The following is an 18,690-nucleotide window of genomic DNA, read 5'->3' as shown; positions in this document are numbered from 1 at the left end:
CTTCCTCCTCGAAGGCGACTCCTTCTTCAGACAGCTGCACTCGTCGACCGATCCGATGCAGCAATTCGAAGCCAAGCTCGGCCTCGAGATCCTGAATGGTGCGTGTCACCGCAGGCTGGGAACGACCGAGCATGTCAGCCGCCTTGGTGATGCTGCCGCTGGCAGCAACCGCAAGGAAGGTCTGAAGGTCTCGGGTTTCCATGCTCTCCCTACATGCGCAATCTGAATGATTGACATCGTCTCATTCGTTTTTGATATATGTCAAGTAGAAACGAATGTTCGCTGCGGCTTTGCGCATTTGCCGGCTCAGAGCCAGAATCCCGATCGGAAGCGGCCGATGAGGGCAGATGCGGCTCCAACTTGCGCAAGAACCTAATGAAAAATTGAAGCTGATCGACAGCAATGGCGAACCATAAAGCCCGCAGCAGGAGGAATATTAATGCGCGTGAGTATTTTGGGCGCCGGAGCAATAGCTTATGGCCTTGCCGCTTATTTGGCAGGATCGGGGCATTTGCCAACGCTCTGGTCGCCGTCGGGACAGCGCACCAGGGCGTTGGCTGCTGGCGAGTTGTTGAAGGCGACGGGGGATATAGAGGCGACGGTTCCGGTGCGCATTGCCAAGGATTGCCAGGATGCCATCGCCAATGCGCACGTGGTGGTGATCGCGCTCCCGGCCTACGGCCACAAGATGGTGATAGATGCCGCCGTCCCCCATTTGATCGATGGAGTTCCGGTCATCATCAGTTCGCATTGCTCATTCGCAGCGCTGTATCTCTCCAAGCGGTTGGCCGAACGCAAGGCCTCGTTGCCGATCGTCGTTTGGGGCACAACGCTGGTGACTGGCCGCCAACTCGGACCAACCGAAGTTCATGTCACTACCATTCGCCAGAAGCTTGACGTCGCGACGCTACCTTTCAAAGCCCAAGATGAAGGGTACGAACTTTGCACGACTTTGTTCGGCGATCGTTTCGTCAAGCGCGACGGGATGCTGGCGATCGCGCTCAGCAACCTCAATCCACAGAACCACCTGGGAATTGCCCTTCTTAATCTGACACGGATGGAAAAGGCCGAACGATGGAGCCAGGGGGGGAATGTCACCCCGGCCGTCGGCCGCCTTATCGAGGCTTTGGATGCAGAGCGGTTGGCAATCGCAGCCCATTTCGGCATCGCGGTTCGCACCGTCAAAGAGCATTTTTCACTATCGTTCCATGTTCCGATGGGAACCGTTTCGGAAATGAACCAGGAGATGGACCGCCAGGGCCGCGGTGGCTTTGGACCGACAACCATCGAAAGCCGCTACATTCTCGAGGATGTTCCGTTCGGGCTGCTGCCGACCGTACTGTTGGGGAAGATCACCGGGAAACCGGCCATGCTCCATGAGTCTGGAGTTTCAATATTGTCGGCGGCTTATGGTCGCGACCTCAGGGCAGACAATGACATTCTTCCTGCTCTCGGGGTTGAAGGGTGGTCAGACGCGGGCCTCGTTAATCTTTCGCGTGAGGGATTCTAACTAGCCGCAGCGGAAATGCTGAGCCACGTTAGGGCGTGGCCTTGCCTGTCCGCTTTGATGAAGAGTTTCGGGCGCCGGCAGGTGTAGGAAAGTCCTTCGGCCCATACACATCATTGGAACTCCGATCGTGTGGCGATGGCCGTTGATGACGCGATCTGGGATAACCACCGTCTGCATCCTGTTGACGACATGATGTCGTCCTAAATGCGACCGGGGAACGGTGGTGGCGCTTGGTGATTTTGCATGGGGATCGATGGTAGCGGGTGACCGTTTCAAGCGTTTCCCACATTCCGAACCGGTGCCGTTCGTATTCCGTGTCGCGTCATAGCGGAACAACCGTTGGCGCGAGGAGTACTTAGAAGTGAAGGTTTGACGCCAGAAGCTGAGCATGGCTGCTTTGCGCCGCAAAAGCAGTCATAGAGAACTGCCTGACGCACCGAGTAACTAGCTGTCCTTCGGCAGTCCAGCCTAGATGTCGGGACGACCTGTGCGCTAGCTCACCACGCTTGGCAACGGCGCCATCGGTACCACCGACTGGAGGCTTATGCCGTGCCCTCGCGATAGTCAGTGCTTTCGCGCAACGCGTCGAGCACCTCGTCACGCGTCAGCAAACCCTCTTCGATAGCAAGCTCGATGAACGGTCGCTGCTCGTTGGCCGCGGCATATACGAGCTTCGAGACCTTGGCGTATCCGAGTTTCGGAACAAAGACCGTCGCGAGAGCTGACGATCGCATCAGGTTTTTGAGCGATTGCTCGCGGTCAGCCTCAATGCCGGCAACGCAGCGGTCGGCAAAGATCCGGGTCGATTTCGCCAGCAATTCAATGGAGTCAAACAGGCGAGCGGCAATGACGGGCTCAAAATGGTTGATCTCGAGTTGTCCTTGCAGCGATGCCAGCGACACGGCGGCGTCGTTACCCACGACTGCGAAAGCCACCTGCTGCATCATCATGGGGAGGACAGGGTTGATTTTGCCGGGCATGATGGAGGAGCCAGGCTGGACCGAAGGAAGATGTAGTTCTCCCACGCCGCTGTTCGGACCCGATGAAAGGATGACGAAGTCCGAAGCGATCTTCCCGATGACTTCGGCGCAGATGCGAATCTCGGAGGAGACGCGCGCGAATCCATCAGCGCTCTGCATGGCGTCGAACATGTTTTCGCCAGGGCGGACGTTGGCTCCGACGATCTTGCGCAGGTGCCGGTATACGGCGATACGATAACCGGGCGCCGAACCGAGACCGGTGCCAATGGCTGTTCCGCCGAGGGGCAGGACCAGCATTTCGTCACGCGCAGTCATCAACTTCGGCACGAGCCTGCGAATTGCCGCCGCGTAGCCGCCGAAGGCTTGACCCAGGCGCATCGGTTGGGCCGCCTGCATGCAGGTCCGACCAATCCTCAGCACGTCGTCGAAGGCCCGTGCGCGATCCTCGAGCGCCGCCACCAGATGCGACAAGGCGTCCATGAGCGATTGTGACTTGTCGTAGACCGCCAGCTTCACCGCTGTTGGCACGACGTCGTTGGTCGATTGGCCGGTATTGACATGGTCGTTCGGGTGGATGCGGTCATATTGGCCCGGCTCGTCTCCCAACAACTGGAGTGCGCGGTTCGCAATCACCTCGTTCACGTTCATGTTGATCGATGTGCCGCCTGACCCTTCCAGGAGATCGATGACGAACTGGTCGACATGACGGCCATTCTCGATTTCCTCCGATGCCGCAATGATCGCATCGGCGATTTCGGCGGGCAGCACGCCAATGTCGCGATTGGCAGCTGCTGCCGCATGCTTGACGCGTGCAAGCGCGACGATCAGCTCCGGCGCGTCCCCAAGTTTGCGGAATGAAATATCAAAGTTCTCCTGACCGCGGAGCGTGGCAACCCCATAGAGTGCCCCTGCGGGCAACTGTCTGGACCCAAGGCTGTCGGTATCGATACGGGTGTGCGGCATGCGGGTTCCATCCGGCAATATGATGGACATCAGCATGGCAAAGCTGTCTGCGGTTTGAAACCAAAGACGTGAGACTTAAATGATTTCACTGAACAGCATAATTTGAATTTATTGTAGTGGCAGGTCGTTGCGGGCTCGTCCTACGCCCGGTAAGCGATAACGACACGCGCCGAGGACCCAGCTTGCTGCCCAGAATTGCTTTCATTGGAACCGGGGGAACCATCGCGTCCATCGGGAGCGACCCATTCGATCTGTTGGACTACAATGCTTCAGATGAGCGTGTGGATGCACGGACACTCCTGGAGCGGTCCGGCCTGCTGGGTACAATTGCGGATATCGTACCTATCGATTTCCGGCGGATGGACAGTACGGCGATTTCGTCCGCTGACTGGGCCGACCTGGCCAGCCTGTGCCGACAGCTATCCCGTGACTCAACATTCGATGGGATAGTGATCGGCCACGGAACGGCCAGCCTCGAAGAAACAGCATGGGTCTTGTCGCTGGTTCTGGAGGTCAAGGTCCCAGTGGTCGTCACCGGGTCCATGCGGCCGCTCACGGGCATATCTTCGGATGCGGGCGCGAATCTGGCGGCCGCTGTCCGCGTCGCAACTGCGAAGCACGAGGACGGAGGCAACGTTTTCGTCGTTCTGAATGACGAAGTCCATTCGCCGCGTGCTGTCACGAAGAACCACACGCTGCGTCTGAACGCCTTCCAATCGCCCTGGCTTGGACCAATAGGCACCATCGACGGATCGCGAGTCAGCTTGGCAAGGCAACCTCGGCCAAAAGCGGCTGGTTTCCCACAAGATTTGCTGCGTCGGCTGCCGCGCGTCGACATCGCTTACAGTTACGTCGGCGCCGACGGTTGCGCGATCAGGGCATTTGTCGAGGCTGGCGCGAGAGGCATCGTGTCCGCTGGCTTCGGTCCCGGAATAGGATCGCCGGCCGAGACCGCTGCCCTGGCCGACGCGATAGCGGCTGGGGTTGTCGTCGTGCAGTCGTCGCGCGCGGGAGCAGGCCAGGTTGTTGACAGCGCCCGGCACAAGGCCATGGGCATTATCGCTGGCAACGATCTCAATCCACAGAAGGCTCGTATCCTTCTCGCCCTTTGTCTTGCGCGAGAAGACACCCCGCAGAAAATTGCGCAGGTTTTTCAGTCGATTTGAGCTGCATCCGGCGAAGCCGGGGACCAGACCATGTCTTTTGACATCTCTTCAAGCCACGATATCTGGCCGATGATCTGGGGCAGTGTGTAACGCCGCAGCATATCGCGTGCGGCCTCGGCGATACGCGGCCCGAGCGTGTCGAACTCACCGCGCCGTGTGATGAGTGTCAGTTCCCTTGAAAAGCCAGGGCTGGGCAGGGGTAGCACGGCAAGCGCCGGGAAGTGCACTGCGCCCTGGAGGAGGCAGAGAGGTGTCATGATTGCCACTCCCATACCTCCGACTACCATGGCCAGCAGCGAGTCCGACGTATCGAAGGCGAGCACCTGCGGGTGCTCAATGCGTAGCCTCCGCAGGTGCCGCTCAACCTGTGCGCCCATATGGGAGCGGGCACTGTAGCGGATTAGGCGATGCTCGAACAAAACGTCCCGCAATGGCCGGTTGCGCAGCATATCCCCCCAAGCGGCGGGACAGACCAGCACGAAAGGCTCGCGAAAGAGCGGGAACCGCATCAGCCCGTCGAGTTCTCCCATGGGGTCTGAGCTGATCGCCGCGTCAATCTCATGCCGCATCAGCGCATCGGTATGGGCGTGGGCCAGCCCTGAGAAGGCGGTCACGCGCAAGGCGATAGACCCTTCCATAAGGTCGCGGATCAGGACCGGCCCAACCGCCGACGCAAACGTATCCACCATGCCGAGACGCAGATCCTGGCGCTCGGGGCGCGATGCCGTCGCTCTGACCTCCTCGACCGCTCGCTCGGCCCTGAGGGCGATTTCCCGGATATGGGCAACGAGAACTCGGCCTGCCTCAGTCGGTACCAGAGGTCGGCGGTCTCTATGCACGAGCGGCACATCGATCTGTGCCTCGGCGCGCTTCACCGCTTGCGACACCGCGGATTGCGTCAGGCCAAGCTGAGCCGCTGCGGCGCTCATGCTGCCTTCCTCAATGACGGTCGCGGCGATTTCCAGAGCATGCAAGTCGGGGAGCAGCATGTGCAGTCAGGATAATGGTTTCCAGTAATCTCACTACTAATAGTGATTTGCCATTGCCGCAAGACAGGACATTCAACAGGCTTGCTGCGTACTGAGTACCTGCGCTGCGCAAACAGAAGTCCAAAGAAAAAAACGGGCACAGGTTGGTTCTTGAGGACTGAACTCCATCAGAGGGAATTGAAATGATTAACCTGAAGGCACTGGCGCTTGCAGCCGGCATCGCATTCACCGGATCAGTAGCTTACGCCCAGACGCTCGACTGCGGCACCGATACACTTTGCCGCGTAAAAGCGGCCGGCGTGCTGAAGATCGGCACGAAGGACGACTATGTACCGTGGTCATACCGGGCTGCGGACGGCAGCTTCAAGGGTATGGAAGTCGATATCGGTAACAAGATTGCCAAGGTCCTCGGCGTGAAGACCGAATTCGTCAAGGTCAATTCTGCCAATCGCTTCGAATTCCTCGCGCAGGGCCAGATCGATTTGATGATCGCATCGGCCTCGGATACCGCTGAACGGCGCAAGATCGTCACATTCGTGCATCCGAACTACTATTCGTCCGGCTATACAGTATTCCTGCCGGCTGCAGTGAAGGCCACCCAATGGAGCCAGATTTCCGGCCAGACTGTCTGTGCCGTCCAGGGCGCCTGGTACAACAAGCCGGCCCAGGAGGAATTCGGCATCAAGGTTCTCGCTTTCCCGGGCACCGCGGAGACCGAAGCCGCCATGACCCAGGGGCGCTGCATCGGCCTGCTGGAGGACGATAACCAAATTAACGTTCGCCTGAGTGACCCGAAATGGGCAGGTTACCAGATGCCGCTGCCAATTCAGGCAGACACGCCTTGGGGCATGGCGGTGCGGCAGGCGGATCAGTCGTCGCCCTTCTATTACTTCGTAGCGGGTGTGATCTCGGAGATGCATCGGGACGGCACACTCCTCGATCTGGAAAAAGCGAACGGCATCAAGAACTCAGCCTTCTTGATCAGGATGCATGACGCTTTGAAGGACCACATCGACTGATCCTTGCATAACGGCATGTCCGGCGCCGCGGCGCCGGACCAACTGAGGTCAGGGCTTATGATTGCCGACATCCAGACATTCTTTCGTCATCTCGCGGACTCCGGGATAAACCTGACCATCTTTTACGATGCGTTCGACTTCGATCGCTTCGTGAAGGGTCTCGGCAACACGCTTTTGTTGGTCGTGCTCAGCGGATTCTTCTCCATCATTATTGGCGCAGCAGGCGCCGCGGTTCTCACGCTAAGTAAGGGACCCGCTACAGCGGTCGTACGTGCCTATGTTGCGCTTTTCCGCAACACGCCGCTGCTTGTGCAGATGTATTTCTTCTACTTCGCGATTGGCAGCATCATGCCCGTGTCACAGAATGAGATCGGCCTGCCGGTGCCGCTCCTTGGCAGTTTCAGTTGGGCGGTTATCTCGCTTTCGCTCTACTCCGGCGCGTTCAACGTGGAAACGTTCCGCTCCGGTGTCGGCGCGGTTCACAATTCCTACGAGGAAGCTGCCCTGGCGCTGGGTTACAGTCGCACGCAGGCCTTCATCTCCGTCACGGTCCCACTGGCGCTGCGATTCTCTTTCGCCTCGCTGTCGAACAACTTAGTCGACCTGACCAAGGCAACGACGGTCGCCTACGCGGTCGGCGTAGCTGAGCTCCTCTACGTGTCCAACCAGATCTGGTCGGATTCGCTGAACACCATCGAGATGATGAACGTCATGCTGCTGATCTACCTGGGGCTGACCGGAGCCGTCGTCTTCATCATCAACCGGGTTGAGGCGGCGACACGTTTGCCCGGATTTGGTCTGGGAGTCGGGTGATGGGGGACCTGAACTTGTTCGGTCGCCTCCTGGAGTGGATGCCCTTCCTCCTGAAAGGATTTGGCCTCAACATCCTGATGAGCGTCCTTGCCATCACCATCGGCACGACCGTTGGGACGTTCCTGGGGCTGGGACAACTGTCGAGCCTGCGCATTGTCGGCTGGCCCTCGCGGCTGGCCACGCAATTGTTCCGCAACGCACCGTGGCTGGTCCTGCTGTTCTACTGCATCTTCCTGATGCCCTATCAGGTCAGTATCGGCGGCTCCGTGATAGTTATGCCGAGCTGGCTACGCGCCACGATAGGGTTCTCGTTCCCCGTGGCCGCAAATTTCTCGGAAATCGTACGTGGGGCGGTCAACTCCGTCCCGCGTGGTCAGTGGGAGGCCGCCGAAGCCTTGGGCTACAGGCGTAGCGCAACGCTGTTTCGTATCATTCTGCCGCAGTGCATTACTCGGATGATCCCACCGTGGATGAACCTCTATGCGCTCCTCCTTACCGCGACCCCACTCTCGGTGATCGTTGGCGTGGAAGAGGCTTTGGGCAGGACGCAGGCGGCAGTTCAGGCGGTGTCGGACTCGCGGATGCTGATACCGATGTACCTTTCGCTGCTGGCGATGTTTTTCATCTACACGTGGCCGATCAACCGCCTGTCCCTGATGCTCGAGCGCCGCTTCCGTACGAAATGAGGTTTCGATATGAACTTCTCCAGCTCGTCCCAGCCCTTGATTGCGCTTCGCGGTGTTCGCAAGTCTTTCGGAGCCGTCGAGGTTCTCCGCGGCATCGACATAGATATCCGAAAGGGCGAAGTCGTGGCCATCATTGGCCCGTCCGGATCGGGTAAATCGACAATTCTGAGAACGATCAACGGGCTGACGCCGATCAATGAAGGCGTCATCACGGTCGGCGAGATCAAGGTCAACGATCCGAAAGTCGACAAGGTCAAGCTTCGACATCGTGTTGGCATGGTCTTCCAGCAATACAATCTGTTCCCGCACAAGACGGTGCTGGAGAATGTCGCCATGGCGCCGATCCAGGTGCTGAAGCAGCCTCGGCCTCAGGTCGAAGAACGCGCCCGCAAGCTCCTCGGCGAGATGCGCCTTCCAGACAAAGCGAGCTCCTATCCTGGAGAGCTGTCAGGCGGCCAGCAGCAACGTGTTGCGATTGCGCGGGCGCTGTGCATGGAGCCCGAAGTTATCCTCTTCGACGAAGTCACCGCGGCTTTGGACCCGGAGATGGTGAAGGAAGTGCTTTCCGCTGTCAGGAAAGTCGCCGAGGATGGCATGACCTGCATTCTCGTGACGCACGAGATGGGTTTCGCGCGCGAGGCGGCGGACCATATCTACTTTACCGACAAGGGTGTGATCGTTGAGCATGCACCGCCCGCCGACTTCTTCGCACGTGCAAGTGATCCGCGAACCAAGGAATTCCTTTCCAAAGTTCTGTAGGCATTGTTTCCACTGAGCACATCTTTGACCTCATCGACAATGTCGGCGCGGTCGTCGCTCGGGTGCCAAACGTCCGCTTCCGGCGCGATCGCGACCGTCTCCCGGCACCTGAATTGCGGCTGAGCAAACTGACGGCGCCGCATTGAAATTATTGAGAAATTTTGCCCGAGAGCGCTACCATAAATTTCGATTTTAATAAGTATTTCAAACGCTTAACGGATTCGTGGTAGCGGAGGTTCGTGGTAGCGGAGGAGGGACTTGAACCCCCGACCCCAGGATTATGATGCCTGTACGGCCCTTTGATTTTGCTTCGGAAATTCGCCCTATGTCGCAACCATGTCGCGTTCACCCCAGAAGCGATCTTTCCGCAGCCGCCATTTCGTCCGCATCGTCGCCGCGCGGGAAGAGGTGCCCGTAGGTGTCCATCGTCATGGTGATCGAGCTGTGGCCTAAGCGCTCCTGGACGACTTTCGCCGGGAGACCGAGGCCGCCGTCCTGTGTGCGATTGATCGACCACGATGCATAGAAGTGGCGCAGGGCGTGCAACCCGCCATATTTCGCCGCGACGATCGGTTGGTCCTCGTCGTCCTTTTCTCCGGTCGGAACCGTAACTCCAGCCGCCACTTGGGAGGGCAGAAAGCCGCGCTTGATTATGTTCGATCGGCTCTCGATATTCCCGCTGCCGTTCGGGAACACATAGTGTAGCTCGGTGATGGTTTCTGACTCCTCGGCGCCCGGGATGCGACGGCGGGGGCAGGCGAGCTTCCACTCGCGGAGCACGTTGGTCACGATGGGCGGTACCGGTATGGTCCTCTCGCCGGATTCAGACTTCGGCGGCCCGATCTCTCCATAGTCATCAGCGCGCTGGCGTACGGCTATCTCGGCCTTGTCCAGGTCGACGTCCGACCAGCGCAAGCCCCGAAGCTCTGAGGATCTCATGCCGCTGAAGATCGCCGTGATCAGCAGCGGGCGCCACCGGCCGCGAACCGCGGCGACAATCGCCCTGATCTCTTCGCGGGTTGGAATGTCGACGCCGACCTTGAGTTTCCCTTTCTGTCGCTTGTCGGCTTGCCGCTCCTTACCCCGGCGGCGCCGGCTGCGCATATCCTTCACCGGATTGCGCGTGGCGAGCCCGCGCTCTTGGGCATCCGAGAGCAGCGAGCCCAGAGAGCCGAGCACCTTGCGCGTCATGGCCTGAGATCTGCCGTTCCTGCGAAGCTTGTCCTGGAATTCGCGAACGCCCGGCACCGTGAGTTGAGACAGCAGCGTCGACCCGAGGAAGGGCTTGATGTGCAATTCGATATGGCGCTTCCGCTGATCGATAGACGAGCGCTCGAGGCCCTCGTCCTCGCCGGTCGCGATCCAGAAGGCGCTGGCGGCCGAAACGGTCACGCTGTCGCTATCGGCAACATGTAAACCCTCGCGGATCTCAACCTTCGCGGTCGCAGCGAAGCAGTCGGCATCTTTCTTCTTCGCGAAGGTCTTCAGCCGGCGAACGCCTTTCGTGTCGAGATAGTCGACGACCCAAGCCTCTTTTTCGAGGCCTTTGGCCGTTTTCCATTTGCGCTTACGGATCGACATGGCGGATCAACCCCGGGCGGAAACTAAAGTCCCTTTCAACATTGCCTTCTTTGTCCAAGTGGACCCCACTCTGTTCGCGATCCTCAATGCTGGCTGTGCCGTCAACACGCACGACGACTTTATCGCCTGTCGTTAGTGTGAAGGTGATCTGGTTGGATCCCATGCTCAGTGTCGAAAGCAGCGGATGGCCGATAAGGACATCCCTGGCGACATCGGCGAGTACTCGTGTGTCCTTCAGCCGCTCCTGGAAGCGACGGGTAATGGACTGGGCGGTGTCGCGGCGGTTCAAGGCGTCGTCCAGAAGTTTCCGCGCGGCGTCGACCTCTGACGGTAGCCCCATATCGGTCTGATAAGCGGTAATCCGGTCGACCAGCTCGACCGGCAGCACATAGACGCGGCGCTGCGTCTTCGCTTTGTCATCGGCCATTTTCATTCTCCCCGATATCTTACCATACGTTCGCATATCCTCCTGTCATATGCAATTGACACTTGAATGTCAATGAATACTGACACATGATATAACATCGTCACAGTGAGGCCCCGCAATACGAGCTGAAACGGAGGAAGCAGGCATGACCGAAAGGGTGAACTCTCAGGCGATTGACCTCGTGTGGGGCGCAAAGGCCATCGGACTGGAGATCAATCGCAGCCCGCGCCAAACATACTGGCTGCTTGAGTCCGGGAGGGTTCCGGCAAAGAAGATCGGAGACCAGTGGGTAGCGGAACGCGGAAAGCTGCGTGCGGCCCTCGTGGGCGAAGCTGCATCGGACACGGGGGTCGCATGAATCATGACCTCCAATGCGGAACCGCCCGCATTTGGGCTGCGGGCGGCTCAGAAAAGTGATCTAGCGGGCGGCCAGATCGATCACAGACATAGCCAACCTGCTTTCATTTTGCAAGCAGTGCAGAGACGGCCAGCCCGTGCCGTCACGATGCACGATCTCGTCGTAGGTTCTTTCTGCCGAGACCATCCATGCCGGATTCGGCAACAGGTCGAGACCTATCGCGAACTCCTCGATTTCCGCAAACACGATCTCGATAGCTTCGCCGCCGAGAAGCTCGTGACTGTTGACGAAATCGGGGTGCGCCGGCGCAAGGCCAGCCACGGCGGCAATGGATGGAGGGACTGAGCGATGGGCCAGCTCAACCGGAAATTCGCCTCCGTTCCGCGCGACTTCTATGTCACGCCGGCAACCGCGGTGCCGTCGCTGCTGCGATGGCTGGAGCCACAAACGCTGTTCTGCGATCCGACTGCGGGCAACGGTGCATTGATCGACCACCTTTCCGCGCAGGGGCATCGCTGCGTCGCCGCCTTCGACCTTTCTCCGGGCCGGGAGGACATTGTCGAACGAGACGCGCTGACGCTCTCCGAAAGGGAGGTCGGCGACGCCGACATGCTCATTACAAACTTGCCTTGGTCGCACCCAGTCTTTTCGAACCTTATTCGGCACCTGATGACGATCAGGCCGCAGTGGACGCTGGCGCCGGCGCGTTGGGCACACGCTGCGCGCTCGGCGGCGCTGGTCAACCACTGCAGCCATATTGTCTGCCTCCCACGCCTGAAATGGTTCCGTGACAGCAAGCATACCGGAACGCAAGACAGCGTCTGGCTTCGGTTCGACGTAAGCCACCGGGCAGGCCCCCACTTCTATCCGCGTGGATGGCAGCGATGAGCGAAGTTTATCGGCGAAGCTTCCACCTGCCGCACGGTCACAAGGTGACCTTCAGCTACGGGGCTGAAGGCCTGCAATGCATCGCGGAACCTTGGCCTCCGGTTCAACTGTCGGCCCGTCAGCGGCGGCGCCTTTCCGCAGCCTACGAGGCGGCTCGGGCGGAGTTCATGAGCGATGTCGCGACTATGCTAGGCGGCCCTGTTCACGTCCTCGACGGGAAGGGGCTGCACGTCTTCACACCCGCGAGGCGGCAATGACGGGCTTTACCTATTCCGATCTCGCTGGGCTCGCCGACGGCCGCGTAGTCGCAGATGTCGCCTGTCCACTGTGCGGCCCAGACCGCCGGGACCCACATAACCGCAACCGCACGGTGCTCCGGCTCTGGTCGGAACCGGGCTTCATCACCTTCCACTGCGCCCGTTGCGGCGAGCATGGCGTTGTCCACGGCGGCGGACGCCGCGAGATCGGCGAGGCCGAGCGGAAGGCGATGCTTCGCGCCCGTGAAGCCATCGCCGCGCGTGATGCCGACACCGCCAGAGAACGGCTCCAGAAGGCCGTGTGGCTGTGGTCGATGCGCCAGCCTGTCCGAGACTCGCCGGCCGAACGCTACCTGCGGGAGGCGCGCTCGATCTCCAGTTCGCTGCCGCCGACGCTCGGGTTCTTGCCAGCCCGCGACGATCACCCTCCGGCTCTGATCGCGGCGTTCGGCATGGCCAGCGAGGCCGGGCTGGGCCGTCTGGCGATTGCCGATAGGCAGGTCCGGGGCGTGCATCTGACCCGCCTCCGGCCCGACGGCAGCGGCAAGGCCGAGGAGCCAGCGAAGATCATGATTGGACGCTCGGCGGGCTGGCCAATCGTGTTAGCGCCCCTGAACGACCTACTTGGACTGGCCGTCGCCGAAGGCATCGAGGATGCGCTGAGCGCACATCAGGCGACCGGGCTTGGAGCGTGGGCGGCAGGCTCGGCCTCGCGGCTGCCGGCGCTGGCGGATCAGGTGCCCGGCCACGTCGATTGCGTCACCGTGCTGACGGATGACGATGTCGCCGGTCGTCGCCACGCCACGACTTTGGTCGAACGGCTGATCCAACGCGGCATTCATGCCGAATTGAGCATTCCCGGAACGGAAGCGACGTGATGCCCCGCGATGCCAACGACATCCTGCGCGAAGAGGGCGAGGCGATCCTGCGGGATAAGATCGACAGGATGCGGCGAGAGCACAAGCATCCTTATGACAGCAATACGCGCTATCGGCCGGAGCCCGACGCAACACAGCCGTTGAACCGCAGTGGCCATGCACAGGCGCAGGAACGGGACCGCCCGCCGAAGGTACGACTGCTCAACTACCGGCAATACAGGGCCGAGAATGCCGCCAGCGCCGCGGGCGCGAGCCTCGTCAAGGGGCTGATCCGCGTCGGCACGCTTGTCTCCCTCAACGGCCGCCCAGGCGCAGCCAAGACAGCCCTCATGGTCGAACTGGCGAAATGCCTCGACGCTGGCGAGCCGTTTCTGGGCAGGGAAACGAAGCAGACGGTGGTCGCCTACATCGCCGCCGAGGACGAGATCGATGTCGTCAACCGCCTTGAGGCGCTTGAACTGGACAGCATCATGATCGTCGTTTCCGAGGAAGGCGTACCACTGACCAGACCGGACAGGGCCACCGCCATCGTTCGCGAAGCGATTACACAGGCCCGAGAGATGTTTCCGGGCCGCGAGGTGTTCATACCTTTCGACACACTCAGGGCCGGCCTCGATGGTCAATCGGTCCTCGAGGACAAATTCACAAGCCCGGCGCTGAACAGGCTGCGCAAGCTCGCTGAGGACGAACGTGTCGTCATCTGCATGGTCAACCATACCAACCGGGAGAATCCGAAGCAGACGAAAGGTGAAACGCTCGAGGCCGTCGTCGCGACGGAATTGATCCTGCTCGAGGGCGAGGGCGGCTGGTTCGAGGTACATGTGGGCAAGAACCGGTCGGGCCCGCCCCGGAAACAGCTCGGCCGCCTGCGCTGCACCAGCATTTCGGTCGGCGATGTCGAGGCAGCCATCGTCGACGAGATCGAAACCGTCGAGCCCAGTTCCACACCCGACCAGAAGGCTCGCAAGTTCGGAGGCAACCAAGCGCTCATCTTGCGGATGATGCGCAACGCGCTCTTCGAACACGGTTTCCCGTTCCGGCCGTTCGGCCCGGACGGTCCGCAGGTCAAAGCGGTCAAGGAAGCAGTGCTGCGTGAGGAGTTCATCGAGCGGAAGGCAGGCAACAATCGGGAATACAAGCGGCGCGGCTTCAATGAAGCGCTGAACCGCCTCCTCGATGCGGTTCTCATGCGTGGCGAAAACGCAGATGGCGAAGGCGTCATCTGGCACGCCGAAAGGCACGCTGAAACGGGAAAGCCGGAAAATTTCCAGGCACCCGGGGAGGAGCCATGAAAAACCGACCGGGAAACTTCCCTCATCTAAGCTTCTTTCCCGTATTTCCCGCTAGAGGCTGGAGTCGGGAGAAGGGTGCGGGAAAGGAAGAGGATATAGGAACCTTTCCCGGTTTTCCCGGGACAGCAAAGGGTTCGGGAAGGGGCCGGACGCTTCATCTGCCGCGTGGACCACCTAAGGCTTCCGTTGGCCAATCGACGACGAAAATTCAACGCAACTGCCAGCGTGATACTTCAACCCGCAAACCGGAGGTAAGTCCCATGAATGATCTTGACCCGCGTGACAGATCCAGTTTTCAGGCGATGCTCGATTTCTTCCGCGATCACCCGCCCGTTGAGGATGATCTCTTCGGTGGCGACTCTGATGTCGGCGAAGAATACGAGGCTGCGATACTAGCAGCGTTCCCGAACGCTGGTGACCATGTCATTGCCGTTGCCGAGGAAACCGTCACCCGTCGCAAGGTGACGATCTTAGGCCTTGAGATCGTCGATTTTGGTCGGCAGCTTGAGGTGGTTCTCGACGAGAACCAGGAAGTTTTGCAGGTAGGGTACATCGGTCCTGTGCCGGTGGTACGGCTACCCGATGGTAAAGCATTCATCCTGAAGAGCGCGTACGACCTCGCCGAACTACGCGCAATGTTGAAACCTTCACTGGAACCACCAGCAAAAGATGGCGACAAGGCGCACTGACAGGAAAATTGCGGGTGGCAATCGCTGCCGCCCGCCCACCATGGTGAACGGGATCATGGTCCACCGAGGCAGCCCGTCATGACGGGCTCCGATCGTTAGGTCCGTGACGCTACAGTCGCATTGCGGTATTCTTGGCTATGCCGATGCTTCGAAACCAGCGCCATGAACGGTTCGCTCAAGGTCTCGCCAAGGGCCTGAGCGGCAAGGCCGCCTACGTCGAGGCCGGCTATCGGTCGACCGGCAATGCCGCCGAAGTCGGGGCCGCGAAATTGGTCAGGAATGGTAAGATTGAGGCACGCATCGCCGAGTTGCAGGCGCGGCAAGTGCGGCGGCTCGATGTGACGGTCGAAAGTATCGTAGCCGAGTTGGAGGAAGCGCGGGGGGCGGCGCTGGCTCACAAACAGCTTGCAGCGGCTGTCGCAGCCTCCCTAGGCAAGGCGAAGCTCCTCGGGCTGATTGTCGACCGGGCCGAGGTTGAGAGTGTGATCCGCAAACCTATGCGCGAGCCGGGCCAAGTCGAGCAGATGAGCTTGGAGGAATGGCAACAGCGGTTTACGCCGAAGGTGTTGGTTCCGCAGCGTGGCGACGGCGATTTCGCCGCCGAACCTGAAAGAGCCGAGGAGGCAGAAGAGATCGGGATCGTCGAGGCGATCCGGCGGGCCAAGGCGGCAAGGCGGATCAAGCCGACCGGCGTTGGGCCGGGCTAGCGGCGAAAAACAGGTCCGGAAGACCGTTACCGACCCTCTGCGGTCATCTGCAACAGTCGCGGTGAAAGGCTCGATTGAGCCCAAACCGGACTAGTTTCGTTGATTTCCACCAGTCGGCTATGGTCGACCCGCTACGGAGGTCGCCAACATCATGAAACTTGTTCACATCAACCTGGTAGCCCGAGATGCTGAAACACTCGCAGCCTTCTACGTGAAGGTGTTCAAATGCGAGTACCTTCGTGAACCCAAGGTGTTGTCAGGCGAGAAAGTATCGCGAGGCAACGGTCTTCCGAATTCCGAGATATACTCGATCTGGCTGAAGCTCCCCGATTGCGACGCCCCATTCCTGGAGATACATGAGCACAACGTCACGCATGACCGAAAGCAGCCAAGGGTGAATGAACCTGGCTTCGGGCACCTCTCCTTTCAGATAGAAGATATCAGCGCGGTGCTGTCGGCAATCATCGAAGCAGGCGGGGCGCAGGTCGGCGAAATCACAGACTTTGGATCGGCGGACAAGCCATTTCTAATTGCCTATGCGCGCGATCCAGAGGGCAATATTCTTGAACTTGAGCAGCCTTGCAATCAACCGAAATGCTGACGGCAGCATTGTCCGCGAGAACGTCCTTCGGGAGCCGGAAGCTATGACCCAAGACGGTCATTGTCGCTCTCAAACGACTCATCATCGAAAAGCGAACGTGATAATCTGAGATGGCGGTTTGCGCAGCGGCTTGCGCGTAATGGAGAGAAGGCACACCAGAAGTGAGCGGCGGGCTGGAATTTGACGAAGACACCAGCCGAAAGGTCGAAGCGCTCTATTTGACTCCCGACGTGGTCGAACAGCGGTGCCTAGTGCTGAAGGCACTGCAGCTGAGGGAGGGCGAACGGGTTCTGGACGTCGGCAGCGGCCCCGGACTCCTGGCTTACGACATGGCAGCTTCCGTCGGGCCTGTGGGCCGTGTTTGCGGTATCGACATCAGTGAAGACATGCTGGCCATGTCCAGAAGACGTTGCGCCAATCAGCCGTGGACCGAATTCCAGCGAGCAGACGCAACCAAGCTGCCCCATCCGGACGATGCTTTCGATGCCGCCGTGTCAACTCAGGTCTACGAATATGTCGCTGATATTTCGACGGCGCTTGCCGAGCTTCACCGAGTAACGCGTCCCGGCGGTCGCGTTGTTGTTGTGGATACAGATTACGATTCGTTGGTTGTTTACACTAGCGATCAGGCGCGCATGGAGCGGGTGCTTTCGGCTTGGGGCGACCATTTTGTGCACGGGGGGCTACCCCGGACGTTGACGGGACAGCTCCGCGATGCGGGGTTCACGATCCGACAACGTGATGTGGTCCCGATGTTCAATCCAGAGTACCATGACAATACCTATGCTAGGCGTATGCTGGCTATTGTGGCGTCCTTTGTCGTCGGGCGCAGAGGAGTATCCCAGGAGGAAGCAAACGCTTGGCTTGCAGAGTTTTCTGAACTTGGCGAGCAGGGGAAGTTCTTCTTCAGCCTCAATCGCTACCTCTTTGTGGCGGATAAGATTGCGGTCAGGTGACCGCAGGTTTTCGGTCGAATCAATGTCCCGTTAGCTGTCGACAGTGATGCCTGCTCGATCGCGGATGACCGGATCGGGACCTTCGTCAGCCCACGACAATGTCCGGAACTGGCGCAATTAAGCCGATCCGGTAAGCGACACGAAGGGCAAAGTTCCACCCGAAGCGGCCCTTTGCCATACGGGCGTCAGGTTTGGCGATTTTAGGGGCGTTTCGGTCGGGTCGCCCGTGCTCGTCGCAGCCCAGCCATCAGTTCGCCCTCATCACCGTCAGGCTCGACCATGTCATCGCCGTCGTAGCATTCCGTTGTAAGTTTTACATACGAGCGTATATAAATATGACGTAACACGAGATACGCTCATGAAGCCTGCAATTTCCTACCTTCGCGTCAGCACAATCGGCCAAGGCCGCTCCGGTCTCGGGATCGTGGCCCAACAGCAGGTCGTCGCTCGGTTTGCCGAGGCCGAAGGCTTTGACGTCGTCGGCGAGTTCGTCGAGGTCGAAACCGGCAAAGGCACCGACGCACTCGAAAAGCGACCGCAACTTGCCGCCGCGCTCGCCACCGCAAAGAAAGCCGGTGCGCCGGTCGTCGTCGCAAAGCTCGACAGACTTAGCCGTGATGTCGCCTTCATCAGCGGATTGATGGCAAAGCGCGTGCCCTTCATCGTGGCCGAGCTTGGTCGCGATACTGATCCGTTCATGCTTCACATCTACGCGGCGCTTGCCGAGAAAGAGCGCGCGCTCATCAGTGGGCGCACAAGGCAGGCCCTGGCGGCGGCCAAGGCGCGCGGCGTCAAGCTGGGCGGTCCGAAGATCACCGAAGCGGCTGCGCGCTCGCGTGAGGTCCGTACGGCCCGGGCAGATGCCTTTGCGGCCAATGTTGCCCCCATCATCGAGCAAGTTCGCGCGAGCGGTGCTACCTCGCTGCGGCAGATCGCCGAGGCGCTGAATTCGCGTGGTATCGGAACCCCACGCGGCGGGACATGGTCGGCTATGCAAGTCAGTGACGTTCTTAAGCGGGTCTCTGCAGCGCCGGAGCCACTTGAAGCTGACCCGGAGGAGCCTGAGATCAAGGGCGATGAGATCATGACCGCGATGCGCCGGGCGCGACGGCTGAGGCGGCAGCGGTAGAGCCAAGGGGGCTCCCCGGGGGGCTTTCCCGATGGCGGGTAG

General features: G+C 60.0%; 21 protein-coding genes. 15 read left to right on the top strand and 6 right to left on the bottom strand.

Annotated features, from left to right (window positions below; genetic code table 11):
• Positions 1 to 202: LysR family transcriptional regulator (locus tag EOA29_RS06325; protein WP_145969630.1), on the bottom strand; the 202-nt coding region annotated here is incomplete at its 3' end.
• A gap of 237 nt (positions 203 to 439) precedes the next feature.
• Between EOA29_RS06325 and EOA29_RS06320 the strand changes: the two genes are divergently transcribed.
• Entirely contained in the window at positions 440 to 1,510 is a 1,071-nt protein-coding gene (locus tag EOA29_RS06320; RefSeq protein WP_127220521.1) for an NAD/NADP-dependent octopine/nopaline dehydrogenase family protein, read from the top strand.
• A gap of 542 nt (positions 1,511 to 2,052) precedes the next feature.
• Here EOA29_RS06320 and EOA29_RS06315 read toward each other — a convergent pair.
• Positions 2,053 to 3,489: an aspartate ammonia-lyase gene (locus EOA29_RS06315; protein WP_245464897.1), complete on the bottom strand. Its 1,437-nt coding sequence runs from the start codon at positions 3,487 to 3,489 to the stop codon at positions 2,053 to 2,055.
• A 146-nt stretch (positions 3,490 to 3,635) separates the two neighbouring features.
• Between EOA29_RS06315 and EOA29_RS06310 the strand changes: the two genes are divergently transcribed.
• A complete protein-coding gene (locus EOA29_RS06310) occupies positions 3,636 to 4,619 on the top strand; it encodes an asparaginase (protein ID WP_245464898.1) in 984 nt (327 codons plus the stop codon).
• Here the strand turns inward: EOA29_RS06310 and EOA29_RS06305 are convergent.
• Positions 4,607 to 5,608, bottom strand: a complete 1,002-nt coding sequence (locus tag EOA29_RS06305) for a LysR family transcriptional regulator (protein WP_126092279.1) — start codon at positions 5,606 to 5,608, stop codon at positions 4,607 to 4,609. The two genes, EOA29_RS06310 and EOA29_RS06305, sit on opposite strands and share 13 nt — an antisense overlap.
• Before the next feature lie 182 nt (positions 5,609 to 5,790).
• Here EOA29_RS06305 and EOA29_RS06300 point away from each other — a divergent pair, with 182 nt between their 5' ends.
• From EOA29_RS06300 to EOA29_RS06285, 4 genes are read left to right on the top strand one after another with little or no spacing between them, the layout of a single operon-like run.
• On the top strand, positions 5,791 to 6,627 hold the full coding sequence (locus tag EOA29_RS06300) for a transporter substrate-binding domain-containing protein (RefSeq protein ID WP_126092280.1): 837 nt from the start codon (positions 5,791 to 5,793) through the stop codon (positions 6,625 to 6,627).
• A gap of 57 nt (positions 6,628 to 6,684) precedes the next feature.
• Positions 6,685 to 7,440: an amino acid ABC transporter permease gene (locus tag EOA29_RS06295; protein WP_127220519.1), complete on the top strand. Its 756-nt coding sequence runs from the start codon at positions 6,685 to 6,687 to the stop codon at positions 7,438 to 7,440.
• Positions 7,440 to 8,126: an amino acid ABC transporter permease gene (locus EOA29_RS06290; protein WP_126092282.1), complete on the top strand. Its 687-nt coding sequence runs from the start codon at positions 7,440 to 7,442 to the stop codon at positions 8,124 to 8,126. The genes EOA29_RS06295 and EOA29_RS06290 overlap by 1 nt, the downstream gene beginning before the upstream one ends.
• 9 nt (positions 8,127 to 8,135) lie before the next feature.
• Positions 8,136 to 8,885 (top strand): amino acid ABC transporter ATP-binding protein, encoded by a 750-nt coding sequence (locus tag EOA29_RS06285; RefSeq protein ID WP_126092283.1) that lies wholly within the window; start codon positions 8,136 to 8,138, stop codon positions 8,883 to 8,885.
• Positions 8,886 to 9,230: 345 nt separating this feature from the next.
• Here the strand turns inward: EOA29_RS06285 and EOA29_RS06280 are convergent, their stop codons facing one another.
• Together EOA29_RS06280 and EOA29_RS06275 are read right to left on the bottom strand one after the other, a co-directional pair.
• Complete coding sequence (locus EOA29_RS06280) at positions 9,231 to 10,466, bottom strand: site-specific integrase (RefSeq protein ID WP_127220517.1); 1,236 nt, start codon at positions 10,464 to 10,466, stop codon at positions 9,231 to 9,233.
• Entirely contained in the window at positions 10,453 to 10,893 is a 441-nt protein-coding gene (locus EOA29_RS06275) for a hypothetical protein (RefSeq protein WP_127220515.1), read from the bottom strand. Before EOA29_RS06275 ends, EOA29_RS06280 begins: the two co-directional genes overlap by 14 nt.
• A gap of 145 nt (positions 10,894 to 11,038) precedes the next feature.
• Between EOA29_RS06275 and EOA29_RS42850 the strand changes: the two genes are divergently transcribed.
• A complete protein-coding gene (locus tag EOA29_RS42850; protein ID WP_245468424.1) occupies positions 11,039 to 11,251 on the top strand; it encodes a DNA-binding protein in 213 nt (70 codons plus the stop codon).
• A gap of 60 nt (positions 11,252 to 11,311) precedes the next feature.
• On the opposite strand, the gene EOA29_RS06265 is transcribed toward EOA29_RS42850, so the two are convergent.
• Positions 11,312 to 11,572 carry a hypothetical protein gene (locus EOA29_RS06265; protein ID WP_127220511.1) on the bottom strand — a complete coding sequence of 87 codons (261 nt, stop codon included), beginning with the start codon at positions 11,570 to 11,572 and terminating at the stop codon, positions 11,312 to 11,314.
• Positions 11,573 to 11,599: 27 nt separating this feature from the next.
• On the opposite strand from EOA29_RS06265, the gene EOA29_RS06260 reads away from it, so the two are divergent.
• From EOA29_RS06260 to EOA29_RS06225, 8 genes are all read left to right on the top strand, one after another.
• Entirely contained in the window at positions 11,600 to 12,139 is a 540-nt protein-coding gene (locus tag EOA29_RS06260; protein WP_127220509.1) for a hypothetical protein, read from the top strand.
• Between the two features lie 253 nt (positions 12,140 to 12,392).
• Complete coding sequence (locus EOA29_RS06255) at positions 12,393 to 13,274, top strand: toprim domain-containing protein (RefSeq protein WP_189478835.1); 882 nt, start codon at positions 12,393 to 12,395, stop codon at positions 13,272 to 13,274.
• Positions 13,274 to 14,566: an AAA family ATPase gene (locus tag EOA29_RS06250; RefSeq protein ID WP_127220505.1), complete on the top strand. Its 1,293-nt coding sequence runs from the start codon at positions 13,274 to 13,276 to the stop codon at positions 14,564 to 14,566. Before EOA29_RS06255 ends, EOA29_RS06250 begins: the two co-directional genes overlap by 1 nt.
• A 260-nt stretch (positions 14,567 to 14,826) precedes the next feature.
• Positions 14,827 to 15,255 carry a hypothetical protein gene (locus EOA29_RS06245; protein WP_127220503.1) on the top strand — a complete coding sequence of 143 codons (429 nt, stop codon included), beginning with the start codon at positions 14,827 to 14,829 and terminating at the stop codon, positions 15,253 to 15,255.
• Between the two features lie 137 nt (positions 15,256 to 15,392).
• Positions 15,393 to 15,962, top strand: coding sequence for a terminase small subunit (locus EOA29_RS06240; RefSeq protein WP_348628859.1), 570 nt, complete (start codon positions 15,393 to 15,395; stop codon positions 15,960 to 15,962).
• Positions 15,963 to 16,113: 151 nt separating this feature from the next.
• The gene (locus EOA29_RS06235; RefSeq protein WP_127220499.1) at positions 16,114 to 16,563 is read left to right on the top strand and encodes a VOC family protein; all 450 of its coding nucleotides are present in this window, start codon (positions 16,114 to 16,116) and stop codon (positions 16,561 to 16,563) included.
• 161 nt (positions 16,564 to 16,724) lie between these two features.
• Positions 16,725 to 17,519, top strand: a complete 795-nt coding sequence (locus tag EOA29_RS06230; protein ID WP_210213120.1) for a methyltransferase domain-containing protein — start codon at positions 16,725 to 16,727, stop codon at positions 17,517 to 17,519.
• Positions 17,520 to 17,877: 358 nt separating this feature from the next.
• Positions 17,878 to 18,648 (top strand): recombinase family protein, encoded by a 771-nt coding sequence (locus tag EOA29_RS06225; RefSeq protein WP_127220497.1) that lies wholly within the window; start codon positions 17,878 to 17,880, stop codon positions 18,646 to 18,648.
• Positions 18,649 to 18,690 lie beyond the last annotated feature (42 nt).

Source organism: Mesorhizobium sp. M1E.F.Ca.ET.063.01.1.1 (assembly GCF_003998155.1).
Taxonomy (GTDB): domain Bacteria; phylum Pseudomonadota; class Alphaproteobacteria; order Rhizobiales; family Rhizobiaceae; genus Mesorhizobium.
This window is presented reverse-complemented; position numbering and strand designations above follow the sequence as displayed.